We start from the raw sequence: 14,556 nt of genomic DNA, 5'->3' as shown, positions 1-14,556 counted from the left end.
TGGACTTATTAAACTAGTTTTTCAAGCGCAGCCTTAATACGTCTTAATGCCTCAGTTAATTGATCATCAGAGGCGGCATAAGATAACCGAATACAATCATTGTTTCCAAAGGAATCTCCTCCTACAGTAGCAACATGGGCTTCATTTAGAAGATATAAAGCCAAATCCGAAGAGTTCGCAATGACATTACCATTTGAATCTTTTCTCCCAAAAAAGGCACTTACATCTGGAAAAAAATAAAACGCACCTTCTGGAAGGTTAACTTTTACCTCAGCTATTTCTTTGAGGGCGTTATAAACAAGCGTTCTACGTCGTTCAAAAGCCTTTTTCATTTCTAGAACGCTTTCCAGTCCCCCTTCATAAGCCGCAATACCGGCCCTTTGAGCGATTGAACAAGTGCCTGAAGTGGTTTGACCCTGCAATTTATCATTGGCCGCTGCAATTTCTTTGCTTGCCGCCAAATAACCCAAACGCCAGCCGGTCATTGCATACGATTTGGAGAAACCGTTGATCAAGATAACCCTATCCTTAATACTATCAAATTGGGCAATTGATTCATGTTTACTTTTAAAATTTATATGCTCATAAATTTCATCAGATATGATGTAAATTTGAGGATGCTTTTCAAATACACGAGCTAAACCTGCCAATTCTTCTTTGCTGTAAACGCTTCCGGTAGGATTACAAGGTGAAGAAAACATAAATAACCTTGTCTTTTCTGTAATGGCATTTTCAAGCTCTTGAGGAGTTATCTTGAAATCGCTCTCAATGCTCGTATTAATAAAAACGGATTCACCTTCCGCTAATTTAACCATTTCAGAATAAGAAACCCAATAGGGTGTTGGAATAATTACTTCATCACCAGGATTTATAACGCATAGAATAGCATTGGAAAGTGATTGTTTTGCTCCAGTGGATACTACAATTTGAGAAATATCATAATCTAAACCATTTTCTTGCTTTAGCTTTTGTACGATCGCTTTCCTCAATTCCGGATAGCCCGGTACAGGAGAGTAGCGTGTATAATTCTCATCAAGTGCTTTTTTAGCTGCTTGCTTAATATGATCCGGTGTGTTGAAATCAGGCTCACCTACACTTAAACTTATAATATTGGCGCCCTGGGCAGCCAACTCCCTACCTAACTTGGTCATCTTCAAAGTAGCCGATTCCGATAGGTTATTTATCCTTTCTGATAATTCTGATATTGTGTCCATTTATGTACAAACCTACTATAAAATTTTACTAATTTAAATTTTATAAATACCTTTTTGTTAAAATTTTTTAAATATAGTGATATAAGTAATAAAAGCGTAATTTTTTTTATTATTTGTTGAATAAAGATTAATGATATTACTTATTTGGTAGTATAAACGTAAAATTATTTTGCTTATTGGTTGCTGCTTATTTTTCTACCTTTGTTATCAATTTTCGACATGGTGAAAAAGCAAAAAAGAATTATCCTATATTCATTAACTGCGGGGATCGTTTTGATGCTGTTTAAGTTTACGGCCTACCTCATCACGCATTCGAATGCCATTCTTACAGATGCTGTAGAAAGCATTGTGAATGTCGTTGCGAGCGGATTTGCTTTTTATAGTATACACTTATCTGCACAGCCCAAAGATGAAAATCATCCCTATGGTCATGGCAAAGTTGAGTTTTTTTCTGTTTTCTTAGAAGGTGGACTCATATTTATCGCTGGATTACTAATCGTAGGTAAAGCCGTTTACAATATTTTTTTTCCAGAAGAAATTGAAAATTTAATAGAAGGTATTGGAATAATTGCTTTCACCGGAGTGATCAATTTTTCTTTGGGTACTTACATGGTAAAACAGGGAAAGAACTTGAATTCACTTACGATTATTGCTGATGGTAAACATTTGCAGATTGATTCATACAGTACACTCGGATTATTAGTCGGATTACTTTTGCTATACCTAACGAAGATACATCAAATAGATGCGATACTTTCTTTAGGTTTAGGGGGATATATTTTATATAGTGGTTATAAATTATTGCGGAAATCAATTGGTGGTTTAATGGATGAATCCGATTTTGAATTAATAGATAAAGTCGCGAAGGTACTGAACAAGTATAGAAAAGATTCATGGATTGATGTACATAATTTGCGTGTTCAGCGTTATGGACATGAGCTTCATATAGATTGTCATATAACCTTACCTAATTATTATAATTTAATAAAGGTGCATGAAGAAGTGTCCGAGGTGGACCAATTAATAAACAGGTATGTGCATGGAGATACTGAGTTATTCATTCATGCAGATCCTTGTTTACCTGAATGTTGCCACTATTGCAGAATGAAAAACTGCCCCATTAGAAGTGAGGAAAAAAGGATAGACATTCAATGGGATGCTGCAATTGTTGTGAAAAATAAAAAGCATTTTCAACGATCAACATCTTAACTGATTTTTTCCTTAAAAAAATATAATGATTACCAGAAACTTCCCCTCTTAAGGGAAAGTTCTTTGTCTTAAAGAGCCTGGAACTCCTAAAACAGGTATACGAACCAATGAAAAATGTGGTTTAGGGATAATGTTAGCTACTCATCAAACTTATTATCTCTTTGATGGTTATTTAATTGTTTAATTAATTTGCTTCAAAATGAATAAATTTTTTAGAGCCCTAATTGCAGGTTTCACCGCAAAAAAACTTGGAGGAGGTTGTTTGTCTACTATTATAATCTTTGTCATTGTATATTATGCCTTGGGTTATTGTAGTTAATTTCATTTGTATTTTCTTCAGTATTTAATTCTTTTTTCCTTTTAAAGATAGAGCCACTGCTCCATTGGGGGCCATTGTTATTTCTATGTCTCAAATTTATACGTGTTAATTTTCGTAACGTTTAACCGTAATATTTACTTTGTTGATATTTTTTTTGAATAAATATTAGGAAATTTCAAAAAATTATGATGATTTTTACAGCGTAATCACTAAACAAGGATAAAAAACAATAAAATCAGGACAAAAAGCATGTCAAACCTTAGATTTAATGCAGTAGAGTCTGCTATTTCTCGTAACAAAAGACCAGTGGTTACTGCTACTGGTGAAAAAGCATCTTCCTACTTTGGTAAAAATGTCTTTACCGTTAAGAAGATGAAAGATTATTTGCCAAAAAATGTGTATGCTAGACTTACAAGTGTTATTGATGCTGGTGAGGCAATTGATTTCGATTTAGCTGAGCATATTTCTCAGGCAATGAAAAGCTGGGCAATCAGCAATGGCGTTAGTCATTATACGCATTGGTTTCAACCATTAACTGGAACAACAGCTGAAAAGCATGATGCTTTTTTTGAGCCTGGCAGTGACGGCGTAGCTATTGAGAAATTTACTGCAGATGCTCTGGTACAACAAGAACCTGATGCTTCAAGCTTTCCTAATGGAGGAATTCGTAATACGTTTGAAGCGCGTGGATATACTGGTTGGGATCCTTCTTCTCCTGCCTTCATTTATGAAACAGGCGGTGGCAAAACGCTGTGCATTCCGACTGTATTTTTATCCTATACTGGTGAGGCGCTAGACTATAAAGCTCCTTTATTAAAAACTTTGAATGCACTCGATAAGGCAGCGGTAGATGTTGCTCAGTATTTTGATAAAAGTGTGGAAAAAGTTTTTGCGTCTTTAGGAATTGAGCAAGAATACTTTTTAGTTGATTTAGCGTTATTCAATGCTCGTCCAGACTTACAACTTACTGGAAGAACGCTTTTCGGTCATATGTCAGCTAAGGGACAGCAATTGGAAGATCATTATTTCGGTGCTATACCTGAACGTGTTTTAGCTTTCATGGTGGATTTAGAGCAAGAAGCATTAAAATTAGGTATTCCTTTAAAAACTAGACATAATGAAGTGGCACCTTCTCAATTTGAATGTGCTCCAATGTATGAAGAGATTAACTTAGCCATTGATCACAACCAGTTGTTGTTAAATTTAATGGACCAGGTTGCTATTCGTCATGATTTTAAAGTACTTAGTCATGAAAAACCTTATGCCGATATTAACGGGTCTGGTAAACATAATAACTGGTCACTAATTACTAATACAGGAATCAATTTGTTAGCTCCTGGAAAAACTCCGAAGAACAATTTAATGTTCTTAACTTTCTTTGTGAATGTTATTCGTGCAGTTTATGAGCATGCAGATTTATTAAGAGCATCTATTGCAACAGCAAGTAATGATCACCGCTTGGGTGCGAATGAAGCTCCTCCTGCAATTATTTCTATCTTCCTAGGTAGTCAGTTAAACGCTGTTTTGGATGAAGTTGAAACTGCTAGAGTTGCGAAGAAAGTGAAATCCGAAAGTCAATTATGGCACGGTATTCCGAAAATCCCTACACTGCAATTGGATAACACTGACCGTAACCGTACTTCACCTTTTGCTTTTACTGGAAACAAATTTGAGTTCCGAGCGGTCGGTTCTTCTGCAAATTCTGCAAGTCCAATGACAGTATTGAATGCGATTGTTGCTGAACAATTGATTCAATTCAAAATTGAAGTAGACAAGCAAATTAAAAAAGGTACTAAGAAGGATCTTGCTTTATTAAATGTCGTTCGCAAATACATCAAAGATTCGAAAGCAATACGTTTTGAAGGTAATGGTTATAGTAAAGAATGGGAAGATGAAGCTGCTAAACGTGGTTTGTCTAATATCAAAACTACACCTAGGGCTTTAGATGTATATGTAACGGAGAAAACAGAGAAATTGTTTGAATCACTTGGTGTATTAAACAAAAGAGAGGGGGAAGCGCGTCATGAAATCTTACTAGAAAATTATTTTAAAAAGATACAGATCGAGGCACGTGTAATAGGCGAGATTGTTAACAGCATGATCGTTCCGGTAGCCATAACATATCAAAATGAATTGATTGAAAATGTAAAAGGCTTAAAGGAACTAGGTTTAAAAGCTGCTTCATTTAAATCGCAATCTGATCTATTAGAACGCATTGGTGAGCATATAAATGTTATCATCGAAGAAGCTGAGGCAATGCGACAAGAACGTAAGAAAGCTAATGTTTTGGAAAACGTTCGTGATAAAGCTATTGCTTACGATGAAAGTGTAAAACCATATTTTGATAAGATCCGTTACCATATCAATAAATTAGAACAAATTGTTGATGATCGTAAATGGCCTCTTCCAAAATTGCGAGAATTACTTTTTGTTAAATAATAACAACGGTATATTTTAATAGTATCCCCAAAAACTTATAATGTTTTTGGGGATTTTTTTTACATTCTGACTAAGTAGTAAATACTTTATTTATTTAAGAAGGTAGCTGAAATTTCGCCCGGATTAATTACTTTTGCCTTCAATATGTCAGATTTAAAGTACAACCAAAGAGGCGTCTCTGCCGGTAAAGAAGATGTGCATAATGCTATTAAGGCTATAGATAAAGGCTTGTTCCCGCAGGCTTTTTGTAAAATTATACCTGATATGCTAGGCGGATCCGAAGATTGGTGCAACATTATGCATGCAGATGGGGCCGGAACAAAATCATCTTTAGCATATGTTTATTGGAAAGAAACAGGGGATCTCTCTGTTTGGAAAGGTATCGCACAGGATGCGATTATCATGAATATAGATGATTTGCTTTGTGTTGGAGCACTGGATAACATCTTACTTTCGTCAACGATTGGGCGTAATAAAAATAGGATACCCGGTGAGGTAATTGCTGAGATCATTAACGGTACAGAGGAAATACTTCAAGAGCTTCGTGATCTGGGCATAGGCATTTATTCTACAGGTGGAGAAACAGCGGACGTGGGAGATCTCGTCCGAACTATTATTGTTGATAGCACCGTAACCTGTAGAATGAAACGGACTGATGTTATATCAAACGATCGTATCCAGGCAGGAGATGTGATAGTGGGACTGGCGTCTTATGGTAAAGCGAGTTATGAGCGTAATTATAATGGAGGTATGGGTTCCAACGGTTTGACTTCTGCTAGGCATGATGTTTTTGCCAAAAATATAGCGGAAAAATACAAAGAGAGTTACGACCCGGCTATTCCTCATGAGTTGGTGTTTTCTGGTAGCAGACAGCTTACTGATGTTATACGGATTGATAATGAAGATATTACAGTTGGGAAACTAGTGCTTTCACCGACAAGAACCTATGCTCCGGTAATAAAATCAATTTTAGACCAATATAGGCAACATATTCATGGGATGGTACACTGCAGTGGTGGTGCACAGACAAAGGTCTTACACTTTATTGAAAATCTTCATATAATTAAAGATAATTTATTTCCGTTACCTCCGTTATTCAAAATTATACAGGAAGAATCAGGTACAGATTGGGAAGAAATGTATAAAGTGTTTAATATGGGACACCGCATGGAATTATATGTTCCAGAAGAAATAGCAGAACATATCGTAGAAATTTCACAAAGTTTTCAGATAGATGCGCAAATTGTAGGACGTGTAGAAGCCGCCGATAGGAAGCAAGTGACCATTAAGTCAGCGTTTGGTGAATTTGTTTACAATTAAGCGCAAGCCAATAAGAAAGAACCATAGCTGAAAATAGTTATGCTAAAAACCATAGGTTGGAAGGAAATTATAGATTTCACAGATTTTCAGCTTTTTAATGTTCCGGCAAAGGTTGATACAGGTGCCAAAACGTCTGTTTTACACTGCAAATCAATAGAGCTTATTAAAATAGGAAGGAAGAGCTTTGTCCGTTTTGAGCCATTGGATGATACTTATGCGGGCTATGGTGCTGCCTTTACCCTACCTTTTCATAAAGAGCGAAAAATAAAAAATTCTTTCGGTTATGAAGAGAATCGATTTATTATCAAAACCAACATATTTCTTTTCAATAAAAACTATGAAATAGAAATTTCTCTTCGGGATAGATCGGATATGGAATATCCGGTTTTACTAGGTAGAAGTTTTATAAGAAAAAAATTTCTGGTAGATGTTTCTAAAGCTAATATATCAAGAAAAGCGACCGTTAGAGAAGGCCAATAAAAAATCATAATAACTTATCTATAAACAAATGGTAAGGATACTTGTTGAGAAGAATGTTCTTAAAGTGACTTATCAGAAAATAGAATATCATCGTGAAGATTGCAGTACTCTCAACAAATAAAAACCTGTATTCTACTCAACGTTTAGTTGAGGCGGCATTGAAACGTGGACATGAATGTGTTGTAATAGACCATAGACAATGTTATGTAGGTATTAAACAGGGCGAACCAAGTATTCATTACAAGGGGCAAGACATATCAAATATAGATGCTATCATACCTAGAATTGGAGCTTCGGTTACCTTTTATGGTTCGGCTATTGTCAGACAATTTGAAATTATGGGGGTGGTTTCCACCAATGCAAGTCAGGCGATCACTCGTTCAAGAGATAAATTAAGGTGTATGCAGATTTTGTCGGGCGCAGGAATTGGGATGCCTATAACAGGCTTTGCAAGGCAAACAAAAGACGTTGACGATCTCATAAAAATGGTTGGAGGTGCACCCTTAGTTATTAAGTTATTAGAGGGTACTCAAGGAATAGGTGTTGTACTAGCCGAAACCCGGAAAGCTGCCAGTTCTGTTATAGAAGCTTTTTATGGACTTGGAAACAATATTCTTATTCAGGAATATATAAAAGAATCCAGAGGATCGGATATTAGAGTGCTTATTGTAGACGGTAGAGTAGTAGGAGCTATGAAAAGAACGGCTAAAGAAGGGGAATTTAGATCTAATCTACATCGTGGTGGCTCTGCAGTAATTATTAAGCTTACAAAGTTAGAGAGAGAGACAGCACTCAAAGCAGCGGCTGAACTTGGCTTGACCGTTTGCGGAGTGGATATGTTACAATCTGATAGAGGGCCTTTGGTGTTAGAAGTAAATTCGTCACCCGGGCTAGAAGGCATAGAGAAAGCTACCGGAAAAGATATTGCTTTAACCATTATCGAATTTTTAGAGAAGAAACATATGGCAAAGGCACAGCCAAAAGAAAGAAAAAAGAAAAGTAAGGTTGGCCAAACACTTTAATAGAGTTGCCCAATTATTTTTTGTATGGAAAGATCCTTTGAATATCGGATTCTTTTTTATATTTTTGCGGACTTTAAAAGAAATAGGAAAAAGCAAATTAAAAAACAGTAAATGCCTACTATTCAACAATTAGTTAGAAAAGGTAGAGTAGCTCTGGTTGATAAGAGTAAATCACCAGCGTTGGACAGCTGTCCACAGCGAAGAGGCGTGTGTACACGTGTATACACCACTACCCCTAAAAAACCAAACTCAGCCATGCGTAAAGTTGCCCGTGTTCGTTTAACCAATGGTAAAGAGGTGAACGCATATATTCCGGGTGAAGGACACAATTTACAAGAGCACTCTATCGTATTGATACGTGGTGGTCGTGTAAAAGATTTACCTGGTGTACGTTACCACATCATTCGTGGTGCATTAGATACTTCTGGTGTTGCTGGTCGTAATCAACGTCGCTCAAAGTATGGAACAAAACGACCAAAACCAGGACAAGCTGCTGCAGCTCCTGCTAAAGGCAAAAAGAAATAATTAAACGGAGGAAAATAAGATGAGAAAGTCAAAACCAAAGAAAAGAATCATTTTACCTGATCCAAAGTTTAACGATGTTCAGGTTACACGTTTTGTGAACAACATGATGTACGATGGAAAAAAATCCATTGCATATTCAATCTTTTATAATGCTGTTGATCTAGTGGAGCAAAAAACTAGTGAAAGCGGTTTAGAAACATGGAAAAAAGCACTGAACAATGTGATGCCGGCTGTTGAGGTAAAGTCACGCCGTGTTGGTGGCGCTAACTTCCAAGTACCTACTGAAGTTCGTCCTGAACGTAAAATCGCTTTAGGAATGAAGTGGTTGATCAGCTATGCTCGTAGACGTGGTGAAAAAACTATGTTTGAAAAGTTAGCAGGAGAAATCATCTCTGCTTCAAAAGGAGAAGGTGCAGCTGTAAAGAAGAAAGAAGACACCCATAAGATGGCAGAAGCTAATAAAGCGTTCTCTCATTTTAGATTCTAAATTTAAGATGATGGCACAGATATCGGATGGACACACCGCAGTAGCAGGAAACGTGTACGTTCTTAATCTGTGCCATTTTTTATGCTGAAGCATACGTGTTTTGGTCTTCAGATAGTAGATCAAAATTTTCTAAAATTATAAAGTACCTTTAGGGATTATTATAAAGAAATGTCAAGAGACTTAAAATTCACAAGAAATATTGGTATTGCCGCTCACATTGATGCTGGTAAAACCACAACAACTGAGCGTATTTTATATTACGCCGGTGTTAATCATAAGATCGGTGAAGTGCACGAAGGTGCTTCTACGATGGACTGGATGGTGCAAGAGGCAGAACGAGGAATAACCATCACTTCAGCTGCGACAACTGTGTTTTGGAACTACCGTGATAATAAATATCAAGTAAACGTAATTGATACACCTGGCCACGTTGATTTTACGGTGGAGGTAAATCGTTCATTACGCGTATTAGATGGTTTGGTGTTTTTGTTCTCTGCTGTTGATGGTGTAGAGCCTCAATCGGAGACAAACTGGCGTTTGGCAGATAACTACAAAGTGCCTCGTATTGGCTTTGTTAATAAAATGGACCGTTCTGGTGCTGATTTCCTTAAAGTTGTAAAACAAGTAAAGGAAATGTTAGGATCTGATGCTGTTCCTCTTCAATTACCAATCGGTGCAGAAGATAATTTCAAAGGTGTTGTCGACTTGATTAACAACCGTGGTATTGTTTGGAATGAAGAAGATAAAGGAATGACCTTCACAGAAGTTCCAATTCCAGATGATATGCTTGATGAAGTAGCTGAGTGGAGAGAAAAATTATTAGAATCAGTTGCTGGATACGATGAATCTTTAATGGAAAAGTTCTTCGATGATCCAAATTCTATTTCTGAGCGTGAAATATTAGACGCTTTGCGTAAAGCAGTTTTAGATAATGCAATTGTTCCGATGGTTTGTGGTTCTTCTTTTAAAAATAAAGGAGTACAGACGATGTTGGATTTGGTAATGGAATTATTGCCTTCTCCTCTGGATCAAGAAGCGGTTACAGGAACAGATCCACGTACGGATGCGGAGATCAGTCGTAAGCCTTCAGTGACTGAGCCTTTCTCGGCCTTGGCTTTTAAAATTGCAACAGATCCTTTTGTTGGTCGTTTATGCTTTATTCGGGTTTATTCCGGTAATTTGGAGGCGGGTTCTTATGTGTACAATACCCGTTCTGATAATAAGGAACGCATTTCCCGCATTTTTCAAATGCATGCTAATAAACAAAATCCTATTCCGAATATTGGAGCAGGAGATATCGGAGCAGTTGTTGGCTTTAAGGATATTAAAACTGGTGATACACTTTGTGATGAGAAAAATCCAATTGTATTGGAGTCGATGGTATTTCCAGAGCCCGTTATTGGTTTAGCAATCGAACCAAAAACACAAGCTGATGTGGATAAATTGGGTATTGCTTTAGGCAAATTAGCCGAAGAGGATCCTACTTTCCGCGTACAAACAGATGAAGAAACTGGCCAAACGGTAATTTCTGGTATGGGAGAGCTTCACCTTGATATATTGATCGATCGTCTAAGACGAGAGTTTAAAGTGGAAGTTAACCAAGGTGCTCCACAAGTGGCTTACAAAGAGGCTATTACTGCAGAATCTGCACACCGTGAAGTGTACAAAAAGCAAACAGGTGGTCGTGGTAAATTTGCGGATATTCAGGTGGTTGTTTCTCCAATTGATGCAGATTACGAAAAAGGTGGTCTTCAGTTTGTTAATGAAATTGTGGGGGGATCCATTCCACGTGAATTTATCCCTTCTGTGCAAAAAGGATTTGAAGCTGCTATGGTGAACGGCGTTTTGGCTGGGTTCCCGGTTCCAGATATGAAAGTTCGTTTGGTAGACGGTTCATTCCACGCAGTTGACTCTGATGCATTGTCATTTGAAATAGCTGCCCGTACAGCTTTCCGTGAAGCTTTACCAAAATGTAGACCGGTGTTAATGGAGCCAATCATGAAAATTGAAGTATTAACTCCTGAAGAAAACATGGGTGATGTAATGGGCGATTTAAACCGTCGTCGTGGACAGCTGCAAGGTATGGATACACGTAATGGTGCACAAGTTATCAAAGCGCTGGTTCCACTGTCTGAAATGTTTGGATATGTAACACAGTTACGTACGATAACTTCTGGACGGGCTACCTCAACAATGGAGTTCGATCATTATGCGGAAGCGCCTAAGAATGTTCAAGAAGATGTAATTGCTAAAGCTAAAGGTAAAGTTAAGGCATAATTGCAGAATAATAATTGATGTAACGTTATAAATAGCTCTAACGAAGCATCTTAAATCAAACATAATATAATGAGCCAAAGAATCAGAATTAAATTAAAATCGTACGATTACAACTTGGTAGATAAATCAGCTGAGAAAATCGTTAAAACTGTAAAACCAACAGGAGCAGTAGTAAGTGGTCCAATTCCTCTTCCTACAGAGAAAAAAATCTATACTGTTTTACGTTCACCACACGTGAACAAAAAAGCACGCGAGCAATTTGAATTGTGCTCATATAAGCGCTTATTAGATATTTATAGCTCTAACTCTAAAACAGTTGATGCCTTGATGAAGCTTGAACTACCTAGTGGTGTTGAAGTTGAAATCAAAGTGTAATTGATTTTAATTTTACTTAAAAAGCGGTTGTCTGTAGAGATGACCGCTTTTTTTGTTTAAATACTAAGGCAACTAGCTTAATACAATAAAATAAAAAATGTATTTTAGCAGGAAGTGTAACCTTATCACAAATCTATAAGAACCATGGCAAACAGAATCTTAGTTATTGAAGATCAAGCGAAGTTGGCATCATTAATTCAAAGAGGGCTTAGCGCAGAAGGATATCATGTGAACATTGCCTTGGATGGTGAAACTGGTTTGGATATGGTAAACTCCACCTCATATGATATTATAATACTTGATCTCATGCTCCCTGGAATAAGCGGAATGGAAGTTTGCCAATTATTAAGGAAAGAAAATAATCAAATACCTATATTGATGTTAACTGCGTTGAATGCGACGAATAATGTGGTAGATGGATTAGATTCTGGGGCAGACGACTATATGGTAAAACCCTTTAAGTTTGAAGAACTCAAAGCGAGGGTAAGAACATTAGCAAGAAGACTGTCGCCCCTTTCACTAAAATCGAAATCGGTTATTCAGATTATGGACTTAGTTTTGGATATGGATACACGTACTGCTAGTAGGGCCGGGAAAGAAATCATCTTAACAGCTACCGAGTATAGGTTGCTGGAATTTTTAATGAAAAATAAGAATAAAGTGCTCACAAGAATTGAAATATTAGAACATGTATGGGACATCAATTTTAATATGGGCACTAATGTTGTTGATGTATATGTGAACTATCTGAGGAAAAAAGTAGATAAAAACTACGATATAAAACTCATCAATACAATGATAGGGATGGGGTATGTAATTAAGGAGGCCTAATTCGGATTCGGAATCATGAAGATTCAAACCAAGTTTATTTTATTATTCCTAGGATTTGCACTCGGGCTGATATCGCTCCTGATGGGGTCAATTTTTTATTTTACCCAGCGATATGCGTTTGAGGATTTTTACAAACGATTGGAGGCTAGGGTAAATATTGGTGCTGAGGTTTATATGCAGGAAGATGAACAAACTATTTTTGATTATAGAAGAGTTCGTAACCGTTACTTGGAAAAACTTCCTGCCGAGAGCGATTTTTTCTTTCGCGTGCAAAATGGAAAGGTAGTTCCTAAGCCGGGGGCGCCAAAACTGCCCAGCTCTTTTTTTAATGCTATACTTAGTGAGGGAAAAAGTAGATACAATGATCACAACGATTTTTTTGCTGGCAAACTTTTTTCATCCGATAAAGGTGATTTTATTGTAGTAGTATATGCACGTGATCCCTCCGGTTTTAGGGAACTGGCGATGTTGCAGAAAATTCTTCTCACCGGTTTTGTTATTTCTGTTTTGATTGTTTACTTTATCGGTAAAATATTCTCGCAACGAATTTTCAGGCCATTTGCACAGATTAATAGGAAAGTGAAGGAAATCACTGCCGATAATTTACACTTGCGCTTGCCTATTGGTAATGAAAAGGATGAAGTAGCTGAAATTACCACTACTTTTAACGATATGCTAGATCGTTTGGAAACGGCTTTCGATACGCAAAGTAATTTTATCAGTAATGCTTCACATGAACTCCGAACCCCAATTAGTATAATATTCGGAGAGGCAGAGCTTGCATTAAAGACTGAGGATAGCACGCAACAGAAACAATCTTTTCAAATAATAGTAAGTGAGGCGGATAAGCTTCAACAAATTATCAGTGGCCTTTTATACTTAGCGAAGACGGCCTACGATAGAAACAAGCAGCCCAAAGAATTGGTCAGAATGGATCAACTGTTGTTGAATATAAAAGGAGTTACTGATCAAGTTAATCCTAGATGCAAATTGATTTTAGAGTTTAATCAATTGCCGGAAGATGAAAAAGAAATAACGGTAGAAGGATATGAACATCTCTTACAATTAGCAATTGCTAACATCATTACGAATGCATGCAAGTATTCGGATAATAAACCGGTAAGTATATTGTTAAAAACTTCTAATAAGCATATTGTTATCAGCGTCTCTGATGAAGGTATAGGTATACCCGAAGATGAAAAAAAGTATATTTTTGAACCCTTTTTTAGAGCTTCAAATACGCATTTGTATGAAGGGCATGGGGTGGGGCTACCACTGGCCCAAAAGATCATTCGATTACATCGAGGTACCATTGATATTCGCACCAGTGTAGGTACCGGCACTGATATTAAAGTGATATTGCCAAGTATCGCTAATATATAGGTATATTAAAAATTATAATATCTTTTTCTCAAAAATCTAATCTCATTTTAATTTTATTTTTAATCTTCTTTAATGAGTTCCTTATTTCTTTGTATAGTTAGATAAAGTGAACAATTGTTTGTGGGAGTTTGAACAATGTTCTGGTTTTATTGATTTTTTAAGCAAAAAAAAATAGATTTATGAAGAAAATTCTTATTCCAACCGATTTTTCAGGCCAATCATTGGATATTTTTACAGATTATCTTCTTACAAGCAATGAAGATGAAGTTTCCGTTCTGTTTTTTAGCGCGGTGAAACTTTCTGATTCTATAACAGATTTGTTGCTTTTGTCGAAAAGAACAAAAGAGATCGAACTGATTCCAAAGTCATTTGAAAATTACTGTAAATGCATTCAGAAGGAGTTTTCAAGAATTAAAGAAGTTCGATTTGAATACTTTTACGGAAATACAATAGCACTCTTTAGAAATTTTTTGGATGCAAATCGGATCGATGAAATAGTTTATGACCCATCGATCGAATTACAGAAGATTACGAAGGTCAGTTCTAATTCTATTGAGATGATTGAAAGATGTAAGTGGAACAAATGGACTCCATCAAAAAGAAAGATTGGAAGCAAAATGACGGAAGAGGAAAAAGCCACTTACGCTCAAGAACTGGAAAAAGCGCTCCTATAAA

Annotated in this window: 13 protein-coding genes; 12 read left to right on the top strand and 1 reads right to left on the bottom strand. The window is 36.6% G+C overall.

The window, feature by feature from the left end; genetic code table 11:
• Positions 1 to 8 precede the first annotated feature (8 nt).
• Positions 9 to 1,205, bottom strand: coding sequence for a pyridoxal phosphate-dependent aminotransferase (locus BMY50_RS08245; RefSeq protein WP_202907809.1), 1,197 nt, complete (start codon positions 1,203 to 1,205; stop codon positions 9 to 11).
• 228 nt (positions 1,206 to 1,433) lie between these two features.
• On the opposite strand from BMY50_RS08245, the gene BMY50_RS08240 reads away from it, so the two are divergent.
• From BMY50_RS08240 to BMY50_RS08185, 12 genes are all read left to right on the top strand, one after another.
• A complete protein-coding gene (locus tag BMY50_RS08240) occupies positions 1,434 to 2,423 on the top strand; it encodes a cation diffusion facilitator family transporter (protein WP_202907768.1) in 990 nt (329 codons plus the stop codon).
• A gap of 568 nt (positions 2,424 to 2,991) precedes the next feature.
• Positions 2,992 to 5,181, top strand: a complete 2,190-nt coding sequence (locus BMY50_RS08235) for a glutamine synthetase III family protein (RefSeq protein ID WP_093321894.1) — start codon at positions 2,992 to 2,994, stop codon at positions 5,179 to 5,181.
• A gap of 144 nt (positions 5,182 to 5,325) precedes the next feature.
• Positions 5,326 to 6,501 (top strand): AIR synthase related protein, encoded by a 1,176-nt coding sequence (locus BMY50_RS08230; protein WP_093321888.1) that lies wholly within the window; start codon positions 5,326 to 5,328, stop codon positions 6,499 to 6,501.
• Positions 6,502 to 6,540: 39 nt separating this feature from the next.
• Positions 6,541 to 6,981: an ATP-dependent zinc protease family protein gene (locus BMY50_RS08225; RefSeq protein WP_093321884.1), complete on the top strand. Its 441-nt coding sequence runs from the start codon at positions 6,541 to 6,543 to the stop codon at positions 6,979 to 6,981.
• 92 nt (positions 6,982 to 7,073) lie between these two features.
• The gene (gene rimK / locus BMY50_RS08220; protein WP_093321879.1) at positions 7,074 to 8,003 is read left to right on the top strand and encodes a 30S ribosomal protein S6--L-glutamate ligase; all 930 of its coding nucleotides are present in this window, start codon (positions 7,074 to 7,076) and stop codon (positions 8,001 to 8,003) included.
• 111 nt (positions 8,004 to 8,114) lie between these two features.
• A complete protein-coding gene (rpsL, locus tag BMY50_RS08215) occupies positions 8,115 to 8,528 on the top strand; it encodes a 30S ribosomal protein S12 (RefSeq protein ID WP_002993550.1) in 414 nt (137 codons plus the stop codon).
• A 19-nt stretch (positions 8,529 to 8,547) separates the two neighbouring features.
• Entirely contained in the window at positions 8,548 to 9,015 is a 468-nt protein-coding gene (gene rpsG / locus BMY50_RS08210) for a 30S ribosomal protein S7 (RefSeq protein ID WP_093321874.1), read from the top strand.
• 168 nt (positions 9,016 to 9,183) lie between these two features.
• Positions 9,184 to 11,292: an elongation factor G gene (gene fusA, locus BMY50_RS08205; protein ID WP_093321871.1), complete on the top strand. Its 2,109-nt coding sequence runs from the start codon at positions 9,184 to 9,186 to the stop codon at positions 11,290 to 11,292.
• A gap of 69 nt (positions 11,293 to 11,361) precedes the next feature.
• Positions 11,362 to 11,667, top strand: a complete 306-nt coding sequence (gene rpsJ, locus BMY50_RS08200) for a 30S ribosomal protein S10 (protein ID WP_093321868.1) — start codon at positions 11,362 to 11,364, stop codon at positions 11,665 to 11,667.
• 144 nt (positions 11,668 to 11,811) lie between these two features.
• Positions 11,812 to 12,498 (top strand): response regulator transcription factor, encoded by a 687-nt coding sequence (locus BMY50_RS08195; protein ID WP_093321861.1) that lies wholly within the window; start codon positions 11,812 to 11,814, stop codon positions 12,496 to 12,498.
• 15 nt (positions 12,499 to 12,513) lie between these two features.
• Entirely contained in the window at positions 12,514 to 13,881 is a 1,368-nt protein-coding gene (locus BMY50_RS08190; protein ID WP_093321857.1) for a sensor histidine kinase, read from the top strand.
• 179 nt (positions 13,882 to 14,060) lie between these two features.
• On the top strand, positions 14,061 to 14,555 hold the full coding sequence (locus BMY50_RS08185) for a hypothetical protein (protein ID WP_093321853.1): 495 nt from the start codon (positions 14,061 to 14,063) through the stop codon (positions 14,553 to 14,555).
• Position 14,556 lies beyond the last annotated feature (1 nt).

The organism is Olivibacter domesticus (genome assembly GCF_900109575.1).
Classification (GTDB): Bacteria; Bacteroidota; Bacteroidia; order Sphingobacteriales; family Sphingobacteriaceae; genus Olivibacter; species Olivibacter domesticus.
Note: the sequence above shows the minus strand (reverse complement) of the source record. Positions and strands in the feature narration are given on the sequence as shown.